Source organism: Novacetimonas hansenii JCM 7643 (assembly GCF_000964405.1).
GTDB lineage: Bacteria > Pseudomonadota > Alphaproteobacteria > Acetobacterales > Acetobacteraceae > Novacetimonas > Novacetimonas hansenii.
Window position 1 is genome coordinate 1 of record NZ_BANE01000091.1, and the last position, 14932, is coordinate 14932.

12 protein-coding genes are annotated in these 14932 nt (G+C 63.6%); 5 read left to right on the forward strand and 7 right to left on the reverse strand.

The features are described from left to right. Nucleotides 1-191 (reverse strand): hypothetical protein (locus B7G66_RS07200; protein WP_148424783.1); only part of this gene is annotated, 191 nt, incomplete at its 3' end. 69 nt (nucleotides 192-260) lie between these two features. Between B7G66_RS07200 and B7G66_RS17790 the strand changes: the two genes are divergently transcribed. The 3 genes from B7G66_RS17790 to B7G66_RS07215 all read left to right on the forward strand — a co-directional run bounded on the left by B7G66_RS17790 (nucleotide 261) and on the right by B7G66_RS07215 (nucleotide 3314). Then, nucleotides 261-413: a hypothetical protein gene (locus B7G66_RS17790; RefSeq protein ID WP_155734249.1), complete on the forward strand. Its 153-nt coding sequence runs from the start codon at nucleotides 261-263 to the stop codon at nucleotides 411-413. 243 nt (nucleotides 414-656) lie between these two features. After that, entirely contained in the window at nucleotides 657-1838 is a 1182-nt protein-coding gene (gene hpnH, locus B7G66_RS07210; RefSeq protein ID WP_048858969.1) for an adenosyl-hopene transferase HpnH, read from the forward strand. Between the two features lie 186 nt (nucleotides 1839-2024). Beyond that, on the forward strand, nucleotides 2025-3314 hold the full coding sequence (locus tag B7G66_RS07215; protein WP_003622014.1) for a hemolysin family protein: 1290 nt from the start codon (nucleotides 2025-2027) through the stop codon (nucleotides 3312-3314). A 306-nt stretch (nucleotides 3315-3620) separates the two neighbouring features. Here B7G66_RS07215 and B7G66_RS07220 read toward each other — a convergent pair whose 3' ends face one another. Both B7G66_RS07220 and B7G66_RS07225 read right to left on the reverse strand, forming a co-directional pair. Continuing rightward, complete coding sequence (locus tag B7G66_RS07220) at nucleotides 3621-5603, reverse strand: lytic transglycosylase domain-containing protein (protein WP_003622015.1); 1983 nt, start codon at nucleotides 5601-5603, stop codon at nucleotides 3621-3623. A 173-nt stretch (nucleotides 5604-5776) separates the two neighbouring features. Then, on the reverse strand, nucleotides 5777-6655 hold the full coding sequence (locus B7G66_RS07225) for a uracil-DNA glycosylase (protein WP_003622016.1): 879 nt from the start codon (nucleotides 6653-6655) through the stop codon (nucleotides 5777-5779). Between the two features lie 3 nt (nucleotides 6656-6658). On the opposite strand from B7G66_RS07225, the gene B7G66_RS07230 reads away from it, so the two are divergent. Together B7G66_RS07230 and B7G66_RS07235 are read left to right on the forward strand one after the other, a co-directional pair. Further along, nucleotides 6659-8821, forward strand: coding sequence for a tetratricopeptide repeat protein (locus tag B7G66_RS07230; RefSeq protein WP_003622017.1), 2163 nt, complete (start codon nucleotides 6659-6661; stop codon nucleotides 8819-8821). Beyond that, entirely contained in the window at nucleotides 8818-9717 is a 900-nt protein-coding gene (locus B7G66_RS07235; protein ID WP_003622018.1) for a 4-(cytidine 5'-diphospho)-2-C-methyl-D-erythritol kinase, read from the forward strand. Before B7G66_RS07230 ends, B7G66_RS07235 begins: the two co-directional genes overlap by 4 nt. A 793-nt stretch (nucleotides 9718-10510) precedes the next feature. Here the strand turns inward: B7G66_RS07235 and B7G66_RS07240 are convergent. The 4 genes from B7G66_RS07240 to B7G66_RS07255 form a co-directional block, all read right to left on the reverse strand. After that, complete coding sequence (locus tag B7G66_RS07240) at nucleotides 10511-11503, reverse strand: SDR family oxidoreductase (protein ID WP_003622019.1); 993 nt, start codon at nucleotides 11501-11503, stop codon at nucleotides 10511-10513. A 185-nt stretch (nucleotides 11504-11688) separates the two neighbouring features. Next, nucleotides 11689-12267, reverse strand: a complete 579-nt coding sequence (locus B7G66_RS07245) for a YqaA family protein (protein ID WP_003622021.1) — start codon at nucleotides 12265-12267, stop codon at nucleotides 11689-11691. A gap of 67 nt (nucleotides 12268-12334) precedes the next feature. After that, nucleotides 12335-14059 carry an ATP-binding protein gene (locus tag B7G66_RS07250; protein ID WP_003622022.1) on the reverse strand — a complete coding sequence of 575 codons (1725 nt, stop codon included), beginning with the start codon at nucleotides 14057-14059 and terminating at the stop codon, nucleotides 12335-12337. Next, entirely contained in the window at nucleotides 14028-14747 is a 720-nt protein-coding gene (locus B7G66_RS07255) for a response regulator (RefSeq protein WP_003622023.1), read from the reverse strand. The genes B7G66_RS07250 and B7G66_RS07255 overlap by 32 nt, the downstream gene beginning before the upstream one ends. Nucleotides 14748-14932: the final 185 nt, after the last annotated feature.

A 14932-nucleotide genomic window follows, 5' to 3' on the forward strand; every position in this document is an offset into this window, starting at 1 on the left:
TCAAGCTGCGCAAAACGGCCCAGCGTCGGGATCGATCCCCACGCGTCAGACCGGGTGTCCGCCTGGGTGCCCGACTGGGGGGGAACCTGTGAGGTGGTGTCGGGGGACGTTGGTGCGGCACCCACGGACGCCGTAGGGGAGGCCGCAGACGGGGGGGCGTCGTGCTGGGGGGCTGCCTTCGGCTGGTCCATGATGGTCGCGTCCATTTATGTTTTGTCGGGGTCTGTCCGGGGAAACGGGTCAGACCCTGAACCGGTTTCTTGGTCGGCCGCCTTATGCCCGGCACCATGCGCCGCCCGGATCTGGGGGCGGTGGTGGCGATCGGGTATCTTGCGGCATGGTCATGGTCATTCATGACGACCGCAAGGTGTTCGCGCCTTGCGCACGTTATGGCAAGAGTGGATAAATACTAAATCGGCATGTGTGGTGAATTCGCCACACCGTACATGATTGCAATTGAATACAGGATGTTTTTCGTCCTATACAGTCGCCAAAGTGTTCATGTGTCGTAACAACTCCGCAACCTCGCCATGTTCTTGATGCACGGCTGACAGTTATCGGGGTTGTTTTCTTGCGATCGGACGTGTCCATAGTCCGGACTACATGATTTGGAATCAAGACCGGCGTCACGCCGCCGGTGCAGGAGCAGAGGTTTCATGGCCGTTCCTATTATGCAGGCCGTCCGGGTGGGCGCCTACGTCGTCAAACAGCATCTGACGCGCCGCCAGCGCTATCCGCTTGTGCTGATGCTCGAACCGTTGTTCCGGTGCAACCTTGCATGCGCGGGCTGCGGCAAGATTGACTACCCCGCGCAGATCCTGAACCAGCGCATGACCGTGCAGGAATGCCTTGATGCGGATACGGAGGCGGGCGCCCCCGTCATCGCCGTCGCCGGTGGCGAACCGCTGTTGCACAAGGAAATGCCGGAAATCATCCGGCAACTGATCGCGCGCAAGAAATACGTCTATCTCTGCACCAATGCGCTGCTGCTGGAAAAGAAGCTCGACGATTACGAGCCCAGCCCCTTCTTCTCATGGGACGTGCATCTTGATGGCGACCCGGCGATGCATGATGCCTCCGTCTGTCAGGAAGGCGTGTACGAACGTGCCGTCGCGGCGATCAAGAAGGCGAAGGCACGCGGTTTCCGGGTGTCCATCAACTGCACCCTGTTCGATGGCGCCGATCCCAAGCGCGTCGCCACCTTCTTTGATGAAGTGATGGCGATGGGCGTGGACGGCATCATGACCGCGCCGGGTTATGCGTATGAGCGTGCGCCGGATCAGGAACACTTCCTGAACCGTCAGAAGACGAAGCAGCTTTTCCGCGACATCTTCCGCCTGGGCAAGGGCAAGAAATGGCGCTTTACGCAGTCGCCTCTGTTCCTGAACTTCCTTGCCGGGAACGAGCAGTATCACTGCACCCCGTGGGGCAAGCCGCTGCGCAACGTCTTTGGCTGGCAGCGCCCGTGCTACCTGCTGGGTGAAGGTTACGCCAAGAGCTTTGAAGAGCTGATGGCCGACACCAACTGGGATTCGTACGGCACCGGCAACTATGAAAAGTGCGCCGACTGCATGGTCCATTCGGGCTACGAATCGACGGCGGTGATGGATGCGGTGCGTCGTCCGTGGCACATCGCCAAGGTCGCGCTGTTCGGGCCGGAAACCGAAAAGCCGATGGTGCCGGAAATCTCGCTGGCGAACCAGCGTCCGGCGGAATACGTCTTTACGCAGCATGTCGATGCAAAGATGGAAGAGCTGGCGGCCCGTAAGAAGCCTGCCGCCCCGCCGCGCGTGAACAAGGTGTCCGCGCAGCCGGAAACGGCCGCCGCCGCAGACTGATTCCACGCTCCATGCGGGCATGGACAGGATATAAGGTACCGGAAATGGCGGGGCATGTCCCCGCCATTTCTGTATCCACCCCCTGATGGCATGCCTTGCGAATCGGGACTGTTGCGGTCCGGGTTGGGCATATGCGTAATTTCGGGTGTCATCGTCGCGCGCGATATGCTCTAGGATCGCGGCATCATGCTTGTCTCCCTGATTATCATATTCTGCCTTGTCCTCCTCAACGGTGTCTTTGCGATGGGGGAACTGGCGCTGATTTCCGCACGGCGCGCACGCCTTGCGGTCATGTCAAAGGCCGGGGTCAAGGGGGCCGACCGTGCCCTGAAGCTGGCGAATGACCCGCAGGGGTTCCTGCCGACGGTGCAGGTCGGGATGACCCTTGTCTCGATTCTGGAGGGCACGTTCGGCGGCACCAGTATCGAGGCACGGATGACGCACTGGCTGCTGCATTTCCCGCGGCTTGCCCCATTCGCCAGCGAAATTTCAATGACCGTGGTCGTCAGCAGCATCACCGCCATCATGTTGGTGGGCGGGGAACTGGTGCCAAAGCAGATCGCCCTGCGCCAGCCGGAACAGATCGCCACCCGCCTTGCGCTGCCGCTGGAAGGGCTGGCATGGATATCGCGGCCGGTGGTCTGGCTGCTGGGGCGGGCATCGGGGCTGGTGCTGCGTCTGATGCGTGTCAGTGCGAACGCCGGCACGGCCCTGACGGAAGAGGAACTGCGCGCCTATATCGCCGAAGGTGCGCAGGCCGGTGTGCTGGAGCAGGAGGAGCGCGACATGATCGAGCGCCTGTTGCGCATGGCGGACCGGCCGGTCCGTGCGATCATGACGCCACGCACGGAACTGTGCTGGATCGAACGGCATGTCCCACGTGCAGAGCTGCTGCGTATCCTGCGCTCCACCACCTATTCGCGCATTGTTGTCTGTGATGGTGGTGTGGACAACCCGGTGGGTGTCATCCTTGCCAAGGACATGCTGGACCGCTTCCTTGATGGTAAAAGCCCGTCGGTCGAGGCTGGCTTGCGACGTCCCATTTCCGTGCCGGATACGCTGTCGGCATTCGACATGCTGGACCGGATGCGGTCATCGCCGCTTGGGCTGGCGCTGGTGCTGGATGAATATGGTTCGTTCGAGGGGATCGTGACATCCTCTGACCTGTTTGGCGCCATCGTGGGGGAGCAGCACGAACCCGGCAGTACCCCGCCACAGCGGATTGCCCATGACAATGTGCTGGTGCTTGATGGGTCGATGCCCGCCGATGAGGTCAAGCACAGGCTGGACCTGTCCGACCTTCCGGCAGAGGGCAGCTACCATACACTTGGCGGCCTGATCCTTGCCCTGTTGCGGCGTGTGCCCGCCGGGGGGGACAAGGTCGTGTTTTCAGGCTGGCTGTTCGAGGTGCTGGAGATGGAGGGGCGGCGCGTGGTGCGTGTCCGCGCCAGCCGTCAGGTGCTGGCGGAAAATTAAGGCAGGCCCGGCACCCCAATCCCGCAACGTCGCGACAGCAACGCAAAATCCGGGTGATGCTTTTCCCGCATCGCATCCACTCAATGCGCCATCATTTGGAAAAGAAGGCGACGCATCGGGAATGCCATTATTCGATGGCCCCGTTCAGAGAGTGTTTGAAAAGTCAGGCGCGATAGCACCCTGAAATCATAAAGGTTTTTGGTGAAGCTTTTTCAAAGGGCTTTGCAAAGAGATGGCGCCGACCCGAAAGCAGGCGCCATCCAGAAGCTTTTATCAGTCCCCATCAGCGGGGTGTTCCAGGCAGCGTTAGTGGATCGTATGCGATCCCCGGCCGGTAAGGCCCTGTTCGGCGCTGAAGGCGGGCCATTCATTGCGGGCCAGCGTTTCAAGGGAGGGAGAAGGCAGGCCGAGCCGGTCGGCATAGATCCACAGATAGGTAAAGGCGCGACGCACATAGTCGCGGGTTTCGTTATTGGGAAGCTGCTCGATATACAGCAGCGGATCATCGGCTTCGTCCGTGCCATTGGCGGCGCGGCGGGCGATGGCGGATGGTCCTGCATTGTAACTGGCAAGCATGCGGATCAGGTCACCCCCCGGCGGGGCATGTGGTCCCGGATGCTGGGTCGAAAGCTGCGCCAGGTACAGGACGTAAAGCTGCCCGATCTCCAGGTTATGCCCCGGATCATGCAGCCCGGCCGCCCGTGTGGCGTTATCCGTGCCCGTGCTGTGGGTGACAAAGCCCGCCGTCACCGGCATTACCTGCATCAGCCCGTGCGCCCCGGAGCCGGAAACCGCGTTGGCGTCAAAATTCGATTCCAGCCGCGTCAGCGCATAAACCAGCGCCGGGTCCATGCGGAACCCGTGGTCCGGATGCAGCGGCGGCAGGGGAAAGCGTGTCTGGTGGGCCGACTGGTCCCCATCCTGCGACTGGATCAGCAGCGCCATCTGTGAGGCCAGTTCCTTCATGCCCATGGCGTCCGCCACAAGCTGGAGCGAGCGGCACAGGGCGGCGTCGTTCTGTACATCGGGCCACAGGCGGCGCAGGGTGGCTTCGGCGCGTGCGTTCTCGCCCACCTGTGCAAGGGCGAAGGCCCTGCGTCCGGCGGGGGTCGCGGCGACGGCTTCCACGTCGATTTCACCCAGAACCGGTGTGCCTGCATGCAGGGCCTGCCGGTCATCGGCCAGTGTCATGGACGCCGCATCGCCGATCGGGCCGCCATGGCGGGTGGGGGGGGCATGGTGCAGGCCCAGCGCCTGACTGGCGAGCAGGCCATAGAATGTGTGTGGGGCGGCGGCGGCGCGGTGCAGCCACGGTTCATATGCCGCGACATCGCCCACCGCCCGGTGCGACCGCGCGGCCCAGAAGGCTGCGCCTGCACGGATGCTGCCCGGTGTCAGGGGCGCGCGTGACGCCGCCTCGAACAGGGGTTCCGCCTCGTCAGGGCGTCCCTGCCGCCATGCGGCAAGCCCCGCGACATATCCGGCCAGCCCGAGCCGCCCCGAAGAGGTTTCGAATGCTTCGCGCGCGATGCTCAGCGCCAGGCGGTTTTCACCCGCGCTGAACAGGGTCATCGCGACCTCGGTCCGCAGATGGGCCGCATACAGGTCGTTCAGGCCGGGCGTGATCTGGATCAGGTGCAGGGCGCTGCGCGCACCCTTGACGCCCTGTGACGCACGTTCGCGCACCGTATGGTCCAGCAGGCTGTTGCGCGTGAATACCCGCAAGGAGGGGTCGTCCTCCTCTGGCAGGTGGACATGCGCGGGTGTGTGCATGCTGCCCAGTGCGATGTTGGGCGGTGCGGGGGGCAGTGTTGCCCCGCGCGGCGTCTGTGCCGCCAGCAGGCCATAGATGGCCGGGGAATCCGACAGGGAGGAAAACGTCCGCAGCCACATGCGCAACTGCCCCGTGGTGGGGTGATAGGCAGGGTTCAGATAACGCGCGGCCAGCAGGTCGCCAAGCAGCAGGTCGTCATGGATACCGGCGGTCTGGCTGATGGCGGCGTCGAAGCGGCCTTCGCGCTGCAGGGCGAAAACCTTGCGGATACGCGCCGCATCATCAGGCGCAAGCAGGCGTGGCAGGCTGACACTGCCCCCGCCCCTGGTTGGGAAGCGTGGGAGCGCAAGCGCTGTTTCCTCGTTGTGGCCGCTATGGGCTGATCCATCCGGATCCAGCGCCCTGGGGTCCACCGATTGGGCACGAAGCGGCGCGAAGGCTGCTCCTGCCAGGAATGCGGCACCCGCCAGAAAAGCGGTTACCGCGGTGGGGGGGGTATGATTTATCCCTCGCATGGCCCGCGGGGTTTAGGGCCTTGCGCCCAAGAAAGCAACCCAATTACGTCGGGTGCTTATCAATAAGATTTCACAACAGTTATGGAACCCGAAATATATCCTTGAAAACATGCGATGAAATGCAGGTTGATATACCTGCTGTTAATGGATTGCGTTCTGTTAATATATCATGATTACGCGTCATGATTGTAACCGTCCTCCTGTAACGTTTTGCGTAACTCCAGCATGTCTTTCCATGCGTCGCGACGTGCTGTCGGACTGGCGCGCAACTGCTGTGCATGGCGCATCGGAAGCGCGGGGATAACGTGGGGAACCGCCGAATTGTTGCCTGTGGCGGACAGGTTTTCAGGCACGGTGATATCGCGCCATCGCCCGCGTGCCCGCGCCGCCGTTATGCGCTCCCCCGTCAGCAGCGCGACGGGGATGTTGCCCATCAGGATCAGACGGCGTGGCCGCGCCAGCACAATCAGGCGTTGCAGGAATGGCAGGCATGACTTCAGCTCCATGGCCGAGGGGGGACGCCCCCCCGGTGGCCGCCATGCGATGACCGGGGCCAGGAACAGGTCATCGCGCGACAACCCGATGGAGCCGAACATCCGGTCTGTCAGCTTTCCCGTTTCCCCACAGAACGCCATGCCGCCGCGATCCTCGTCCGCGTCGGGGGCCTCGCCCACCACCATGACATGCGCGCCGGGCCTGCCCTGTGGGGTGACGGTATGGGTCGCGGTATCACGCAGGGCGCATTGCCCGAACGTCGCCATGGCGATGTGCAGTTCCTCCACCGTGGTGGCGCGCGCGGCGCGATCGCGCGCGTCGGCTGCGGCCAGTTCGGCGGTGGTCGCCGCCGATGGCGGCGGGGCAGGGCGTGATGGCCGGACAGCGGGGGCGGAGGGGGGGGAGCGTGAAAAGTGATGTTCCTCATCCCGCGCACGCTGTATGGGGGGGGGTGGCTTGGCCTGGGGCTGGGCCAGCCGGTCCACGGGAACAGGGGACAGCGCTTCGTCCGCGCCCCATTCCACATAGAGTTGCAACAGGGACAGGGAATCGGTCATCGGATGGATACATCCCGGACAGGCAGGGCATTCGCGGCGACAGGCACGGCAACGGGCATCGCGGCAGACATCGCGACAGAAGTGGCGGCAGGAGTGGTGACAGGCACGGTGCGGCCGCGCGGGATTTGGCATCGCGCCGCACACACGCTAGATTCTGGTTTCATGCTGTCCTCCCGTTTCTGGCGTCTCGCACTGCTTGGCGCTGTTGTACCGCTGCTTGGCATTATTCCCAACCGGGAAACGCGTGCCGTCGCCCCCGTGAGCATACCCCACGGCCCGGCAGGCACCCCCACCGTGACGCAGAGCCTTGCGACAAACGTACTTGTCGCCACCGTCGCGGCCAGCGAGGGTGACAATGCAGAGGCCGCGCGCACCTTTACCCGCGCGGCGCAGCTTGCCCCATCTTATCGCCCCTTTGTCGAACGTGCGTTCCTGTATTCCATCCTGGCCGGCAGTCCGGACGCCGCCCGTCTGGCACGCCAGCAGCCGCCCGGCGTGGTGCCCGAACTGGTGATGGGCAACGCGGCGGCGGTCGCGTCGGACTGGGCCGGGGCGCTGTCGCATTATGAAAAGGCCCCCGACGACCCCATCATGCGCATCGTCCGTCCCCTGTTGCGGGCATGGGCGTTGCAGGGGATGGGCCGCACGGACGATGCGCTTGTGGCGTTGGCGGCTGCGCAGGCGGATCATCTGCTGGGGGGGTATTACACGCTGCATGCCGCCCTGATTGCGGAAATGGGCGGTCAGGTCATGCGTGCCGATACGCTGTATCGCCGCGCGCTGGACATGTCGGGTGGGGATCTGTTCACCACGCGGGTACTGACCCACTGGCTTTACCGGCAGGGGAAGGCGGCGCAGGCGCGTGACATGATCGCGGCGAAGATCGCGGCCATGGCGGCGCTGGAACCCGCGCGGCCCGCGCTGGTTGCCGCACTGGGCCGGCCGGTCGTTACCAGCCCGCAGCAGGGGATGGCGCAGGCGTATGGCCTCCTCGCGTTGCTGATGGACCAGCAGAACAATGCGGAGACCCCGCCGCCCAAACCGGGCGAGGACCATCCCGCCCATGACCATGACATCACCACCCTGCGCAGTACGGAGCAGATGATGCTGCGCCTGTCGCTGATGCTGGACCCCGCGAATACGGAGGCGCGGATACTCCTGTCCGCCCTGTTCCATGCGGAGGACGAGAACCAGCAGGCGATCGACGTCCTGGCGGAGGTTTCGCCCAATGACCCGATGGCCGTTGTCATCCGTGCGGAGGAAGGCGAACTCGACATGGCGCTTGGCCACCGGGCGGAGGCGGAACGGATCATTCGCGGCCTGCTGCGTGATGCGCCTGCTGACCGGACCCTGTGGTGCGACATGGGGGATATCCTGCTGGGGCAGGGTAAATGGCGCGAGGCCCTGTCGGCCTATACCCGTGCGCTGGCGCTGTCCGGCACGCTGGAGGGGGATGACTGGCGTGTCCTGTTCGGACAGTCGATTGCCTATGACCGCGTTGGGGACTGGAAACATGCAAAGGCCGGGCTGATGCAGGCGCTGCGCATGGCCCCGAATGAGGCGGAACTCCTTAACGACCTTGGCTATTCCATGGTGGAACATGGCGACGACCCGGCGACGGCGCAAGATTACCTGCGCCGCGCACTTGCCCTGTCGCCCGATGACGGGCAGATCCGCGACAGCGTGGGCTGGGTCGAACTGCGCCTTGGCCATGTGGGCGAGGGGCTGGTGTTGCTGGAGCGCGCGGCGGAGCAGTTACCCCAGGACCCGGCGATCAATTACCATCTTGGCGTGGCCTACTGGGTGTCTGGCCGCAGGCTGGAGGCGGTGAATGCGTGGCAGGACGCGGCGCAGTTCCATCCTGACCCGCCAGACCAGCGCAAGATTGCGGCCGCCCTTGCCTATGCCACGTCACAGGCGGCGGCGCACCCGCCTGCCCATGCGGTGGCGCCAGCGGACCTGCGTATCACGCCATCGCCATCGCCCGCCGCCAGTGTCAGTGCCAGTGCCACGACATCGCGCGTGGCGTCCCCTCCGGCTTCCGGGTCTGTTCCGGCGGTGGGAGAGGCGGCATCCCCCAATCCCCAACCAAATCCAGATACCAAGGCCACGGCCCCTGATGGCAGCGGGCCAGCAGGTGACAAGAAGGACGGAGCACACAAGTGACGGCAACCCAGAGCGAATCGGCGCATGCGAAAATCAACCTCTACCTGCATGTGACCGGACGCCGCGCGGACGGATATCACCTGCTTGACAGTGTGGCGGTCTTTGCCGGGGCGGCGGATGTGCTGGATGTGGAGGTCGCGCAGGCACGTGGCGGTGCGCTCGGGCTGCGGATCGACGGGATGTTCGGTGCGGGATTGTGCGGCGATGACGCCACCAACCTTGTCATCCGCGCCGCCGACGCGCTGCGCACGCGCGCAGGGGCCTCGGCGGATGGCCTGCCATCGCTTGACGCCGTGCTGCACAAGGATCTGCCGGTGGCGTCGGGAATCGGTGGTGGGTCGGCTGATGCCGCAGCCGCGCTGCGCACTGTGATGCGGGCATGGGGGATGACGGTGCCGCGCGATGAACTGGTGCGGATCGCAACCGCCCTGGGCGCGGATGTTCCGGTCTGCCTTGATCAGGTGCCCACGCGTATGAGTGGGATTGGCGAAATCCTGCGCCCCGCGCCTGCATTGCCGCAATGCGGGATGATGCTGGTCAATTGCGGGATGAGCGTTTCCACCCCGGCCGTGTTCCGTGCGCGGCAGGGGGGATTCCGTCCCGCTCCGGACCTGCCCGCACGGTGGGAGACATTGTCGCAGATGGTGGGGACATTGTCGGAACTGAGCAATGATCTGGAGGATGCGGCGTGTGAGGTCTGTCCCACGATTCGCGAGGTCCTGTCGGCCATGCGCGCCGCCCCCGGTTGCCGCTTTGCCCGGATGAGCGGATCTGGCGCCACCTGCTTTGCCCTGTTCGATACGCCACAGGCCGCCGAACATGCGCGCGATGTGGTGGAACGCCCGGGATGGTGGGTCTGGGCGGGGGATCTGTATCGTGGCGGGCGCGCCGCCTGAAGATCAGGCCGATCCAATAGGAGTATTTAAAAGACTGTTTGAAAAGCCAGGTCCGATAAAAGCATGAAATAATAAAAGTTTTTGGTGAAGCTTTTTGCCAAAAAGCTTCGAAAGACGTCGCCTTTTTTAATCGAAAGGCAACATCGAAAATATTTTTCTATTATTCATCAACGGTTTGTTTTCAAGCAGTCCCTAAAAGAGTATTTGGAAATAACTCATTGATAAAAATAAAAGTTTTTGGGTGCCGCCTTTTGATCGGAAAAGGCGGCGTCTTCTGAAGCTTTTTGGAAAAAGCTTCACCAAAAACCTTTATAATTTCATGATGTTATCGATCCTGACTTTTCAAACAGGCTCTGAAAAGAACAGGGGAAATGGCCTAACCCAAATAACAAACGTGTTTGGGTGAAGATCTTTTCAACAATCTTCATGGCAGGGCTGCCTTTTTGAAAAAGGGTAGCACCCGGAATCGTGTCATGTTTACCAAGGGGAGTGTTGCCCAACACTCCCTTGCGCCATCGCCGTGTTCCCCAAAACCGCTTCACCAGACCTTCTTGATGAGTGCATGAGGGCGCGTGGCCGGATGTAATCAGGCACTGACAGAAGGTCACGGCCCCCACCACAGGGGACACGCGCGATGGGGCCTGTAGGTGCCTGCATGCACGCGGCTGCGGCCCTTGGTACCGCTCGGGGGGGCTGCCCGGATCTGGCTGGGGGGATCCCTGCACCAGATCCGGTTTATCAGGGGGCCATTTTATGGGCCATGTTATCAGGGGCTTATGGCGTTGTTGCGGGTTTATCCCCGGCGACGGCAGCGCACCGCCAGCATCAGCGCGAAGCCTGCGGCGGCAATGGCCGTGCCCACCTGTGCATGGCGTGATGTCAGCAGTGGTGGCACCCCCTTGCGCGTTATCATGTCGAACCGGCCATGCGCGGCATAGGCCCCGGCGACGGTGCCAAACAGGTCATCGGGTTCGTTGCCTTCCACCGCGACCTTTTCCATCTGTTTCGCATATCCGCCCTTGGACAGCCACCGGTCCGACAGGCCGGGCAGGAAGGTGGAAATCACCCACGATTTGACGCCTGATGTGCCAACCCAGATATCGCGATATTTTCCGAACGCGGCGCGGCAGATCGCCTCTGCCGCGATTTCGGGTTCATATACCGGGCCCATCGGTTTCAGCCGTTTGCCGGTATGGTTGCGCGTCCATGAAAAATGCGGCGTGTTGATCGACGGCAGATGCACCAGCGCGATGTGGATGCGGTCCCCATCATGCAGAAGTTCGGGGCGCAGGCTTTCGGAAAATGTGCGGATCGCGGCGCGCGCGCCATTTTCGATGGATTGCAGCGGCGGCGGCCGCAGGCCCGCCAGCGCCACAAGGTTGACGATCGTGCCATAAGAACGCCTGCGCATCCGCAGCAGGGCCGAACGTGTGCCATTGACGGTGCCAAGATATGTCACCTCGGTCGCGCGGCGGATTTCATCGGGTGTGATCTCGGCAAGTTGCCCGCGCACACCCGCCCCGGCGCAGTTGACCCATATGGTGATGGGACCAAGGGCGTTTTCGATCTCCTCCGCCGCGGTGTCGAGTGCGGCTGCGTCCGATACGTCGGCACAGGCGATGTGGGTGCGCACGTTCAGTGCCTGCAATTCCGCCGCCGCATCACTCAGCCGGTCCCGGTTGCGCCCGATCAGGGCGATATCGCATCCGGCGCGTGCAAGGGTGCGTGCGGTGGCGCGACCGATGCCGGCCCCGGCTCCGGTAATGACAGCAACCTGTTGCGGCATGAAAAATGGCTCCGTAATGGTAATGATGGTGGATGGCCCCCGGTGGCCGGACCCGTATCAGGCGGGGCGGCGGCGCGGGATGGTCCGGTTGATGGTATCCGTTGCGGGCATGGTATCATGCGTGCGCGCCCAAAGCATATCCGACGGATGGCATGGCGGCTGCGATATCGTGACGGTGGGGGGCATCATACATATTTCAACGCAATGAATCCCCCCACGACCAGCACCGCGAACGCACCGGCCACCAGCGGCAGGCGGTGTTCGATAAAGGCCTGCACCGGTGCGCCGAACCGCCGCAGCAGGGCGGCAACCGCGAAAAACCGCACCCCGCGCGTGATTGCACACGCCACAAGGAACGGCCCAAGTGCCAGGTGGGAGGCACCGCTGGCGATGGTTACGAATTTAAAGGGAATCGGGGTCAGGCCCTTGATGAGGATGATCCATACCCCCCATTCGCGAAACCGCGCCTGCAACCCCGCAAGTGTCGCCTGCGCGTGATAGAAGCGCACGACCGGCATTGCGATATAATCCAGCAGGAAGGCCCCGATATACCATCCCGCCACCGCGCCACAGATGCTGGCGGCGGTACACAACGCCGCCAGCCGCCATGCCTGATCGCGTCGTGCCAGAACCATGGGGATCAGCAGCAGGTCCGGCGGCAGGGGAAAGACGCTGGCCTCGGCAAAGGCGACAAGCGCCAGCCACAGCGGCGCATGCCGGCTGGCGGACAGGTGGAGCGTGCGTGCGTAAAGCCGGTCAAGCATGGATCAGGTGCCCGCAACTTATGGCCGCCGGGACGGGAGTGGGGATGGCGCGCCGTGGCCGACCACCCTAGCAGACAAGTGTGACGGTCACACGCAATCCATGCGGGATGCAGTTGCCAAGGCGTATGTCACCGCCCAGCCCCCAGATGATGTTGCGTGAAATCGACAGGCCCAGTCCGGTCCCGCCGGTTTCGCGGTTACGGCTGTCTTCTGCGCGGACAAAGGGGTCGAACATGCGCTCAAGATCCTCTGGCGGCAGGCCGGGCCCATCATCTTCGATCCACAGGCGCGTCACCATTTCGTCCGGGTCATGGCGGTCGCCGGGTTCGGGCGGGAACAGGGTCACGCGCACGTTGCCGCCATATTTGATGGCATTTATCACAAGGTTGTTGAGCGCACGTTTCAGTGCAACGGGGCGGGCATGGATCGTCACGTCGGGCGGGTCGGCGCTGAAACCGATCCCGTCGGCCAGGTCGGGATGGGTTTCCGCCGCTTCGTCAAGGATGGTCTGCAACAGGATCGTCAGGTTCAGCGCATGCATCGGTTCGCGCTGTTCCGCATCACGGCCAAAGGACAGGGTGGCCGACACCATGGCTTCCAGCTCGTCAAGGTCGGCCAGGAATCGGTGCTGCATGTCCTCGTCCTCGATGAACTCCGCGCGCAGTTTCAGGCGCGTGATCGGGGTGCGCAGGTCATGGCCGATGGCCGTCAGCATCAGCGTGCGATCCGACAGGAACCGGCGGATGCGCCGGGCCATGGTGTTGAACGCCATCGCCGCGCGTGCGACCTCCTGCGGGCCGTCTTCTGCCATGGGGGGGGCATTGACGTCACGGCCCAGCGCCTCTGCCGCCGCCGCCAGCGTGCCGACCGGTGCGATCAGGCGGCGCACCCCCCACAGGATCAGGATGTCACCCGTCACCGTCATCAGGATGAAGGCGATCGGAAATGTGGGGGAGCGGAATATGCTGGGCCGGCGCAGGGTGTAATGGATCGTCAGCCAGCGATGTTCATCCGGCAGCAAAAAGGCGATTGCGCGTTGCCGTCCCTCCCGGTTGGAGGGGGAGACCATGACCTGTTGCGGGCGCAGGTTCGGTGGCAGCGGTGGTCCCCCGCCCCATTGCGGCCCCATCCCCCATGGCGGTCCACCCCATGGGCTGCGGCCGCCACCAAAGGCCTGTGGGCCACCGTCCCCCCCTTCGCCACCGTGTCCGCGCCATCGCGATGCGGGTGCGCCCCCATGGCGGTCGTCCCCTTCCTCCATCGCGCCGCCCGGCGGCGGTGCCGGACCGCCGCCGGGGGCCTGTTCAGGGGGGCCGCCACCCCATGGGCTGTCCATCCGGGCCATGCGGCGTTCGCCATGTTGTGACAGCATCAGGCCGTCGATCATGTCCGGTTCCGGCCCCGGTGTCAGTTCGGCATGGAAACTGGGCGGCATGTGCAGCGACGCCAGTTCCGCATCACGATGGTCCATCGCGGTTTCCACAATCCCGCGATACAGGGTGATCACTTCGGTATGGTATTGCTCCTCCAGCATGCGGCGGTCGAAATCCAGCCGGTCCAGCGCATGGATCGCAAGGCCACCCGCCTGGATCACGCCCAGCCCGCAGATCAGCAGCAGGCTGGTTCGTGCGGCGAGGGAGGGAGGGCGCAACCGGCCCAGCAGCGCGTGCAGACGCCCCATGCGCCCCGGTGGTGTTTCGGGCACGGGCACGATGTCATCAGGATGGATCAGGGGCGGTGGGGCAGCGCCATGCAACAGGTCAGGTCCGTTCGATTTCCGCCGCCAGGACATAGCCGCCGCCCCGTACCGTCTTGATCAGTTGCGCATTACGGCCGTTATCCTCCAGCTTGCGCCGCAGGCGACTGATGGCCACGTCGATGGCGCGGTCGAACGGCCCCGCCTGCCGCCCACGCAACATGTCGAACAGCATGTCGCGCGTCAGCACCCGGTTGGCGCGTTCAAGCAGGGCCAGCAGCAGGTCATATTCCCCGCCCGTCAACGGCACCTCCGTCCCGGTCGGGTTCAGCAGGCGGCGGCGCACGGTGTCAAGTTCCCATCCCGCAAAGCGCATGAGCCTGCGTGCGGGCACGCTGCGTGGGTCTGGATTGTCGTTCACCCGGCGCAACACCGCGCGGACGCGCGCCAGCAGTTCACGCGGGTTGAAGGGTTTGGGCACGTAATCATCCGCGCCCAGTTCCAGCCCGATGATCCGGTCGGTATCATCACTCATCGCGGTCAGCATGATGATCGGCACATCTGCCTGCGTACGCAGCCAGCGTGCGACGTCCAGCCCGCTTTCCCCCGGCAGCATAAGATCAAGGATCACGAGCTGGTAATGCCCGCCGGTCCATTTGCGGCGCGTTTCCTGCCCGTCGCGCGCAGTGGTGACGCGCAGTTCATTGCGTTCGAGGAAACGGGCGAGCAGTTCCCTTATCTCGCGATCATCATCGACAATCAGGATATGCGGCAATAGGTCCATGGGACCGTATCCTAGACGAAACCGACCCGTTTCACACCTGCTGTTTCACTCCGTTGCAATAAAGAAAGGCAGCCCCGGCGGGGGCTGCCTGAAACCATGGAAATGTCTGCCGATGTTTTTTCAGACAAACCCGAAAATGCGGCGGAATGGTATTTTTATTGTTATATATCAGTATGTTATTTTCG

What these genes read in the sequence shown, in the direction of transcription:
- B7G66_RS07215 (WP_003622014.1), top strand. Translation starts at nt 2,025, where the DNA reads ATGCTTGTCTCCCTGATTATCATATTCTGCCTTGTCCTCCTCAACGGT.
- B7G66_RS07225 (WP_003622016.1), bottom strand. Translation starts at nt 6,655, where the DNA reads ATGACCGATTCCCTGTCCCTGTTGCAACTCTATGTGGAATGGGGCGCG.
- B7G66_RS07250 (WP_003622022.1), bottom strand. Translation starts at nt 14,059, where the DNA reads ATGTCCTGGCGGCGGAAATCGAACGGACCTGACCTGTTGCATGGCGCT.
- B7G66_RS07230 (WP_003622017.1), top strand. Translation starts at nt 6,659, where the DNA reads ATGGATACATCCCGGACAGGCAGGGCATTCGCGGCGACAGGCACGGCA.
- B7G66_RS07220 (WP_003622015.1), bottom strand. Translation starts at nt 5,603, where the DNA reads ATGCGAGGGATAAATCATACCCCCCCCACCGCGGTAACCGCTTTTCTG.
- hpnH (WP_048858969.1), top strand. Translation starts at nt 657, where the DNA reads ATGGCCGTTCCTATTATGCAGGCCGTCCGGGTGGGCGCCTACGTCGTC.
- B7G66_RS07255 (WP_003622023.1), bottom strand. Translation starts at nt 14,747, where the DNA reads ATGGACCTATTGCCGCATATCCTGATTGTCGATGATGATCGCGAGATA.
- B7G66_RS07240 (WP_003622019.1), bottom strand. Translation starts at nt 11,503, where the DNA reads ATGCCGCAACAGGTTGCTGTCATTACCGGAGCCGGGGCCGGCATCGGT.
- B7G66_RS07245 (WP_003622021.1), bottom strand. Translation starts at nt 12,267, where the DNA reads ATGCTTGACCGGCTTTACGCACGCACGCTCCACCTGTCCGCCAGCCGG.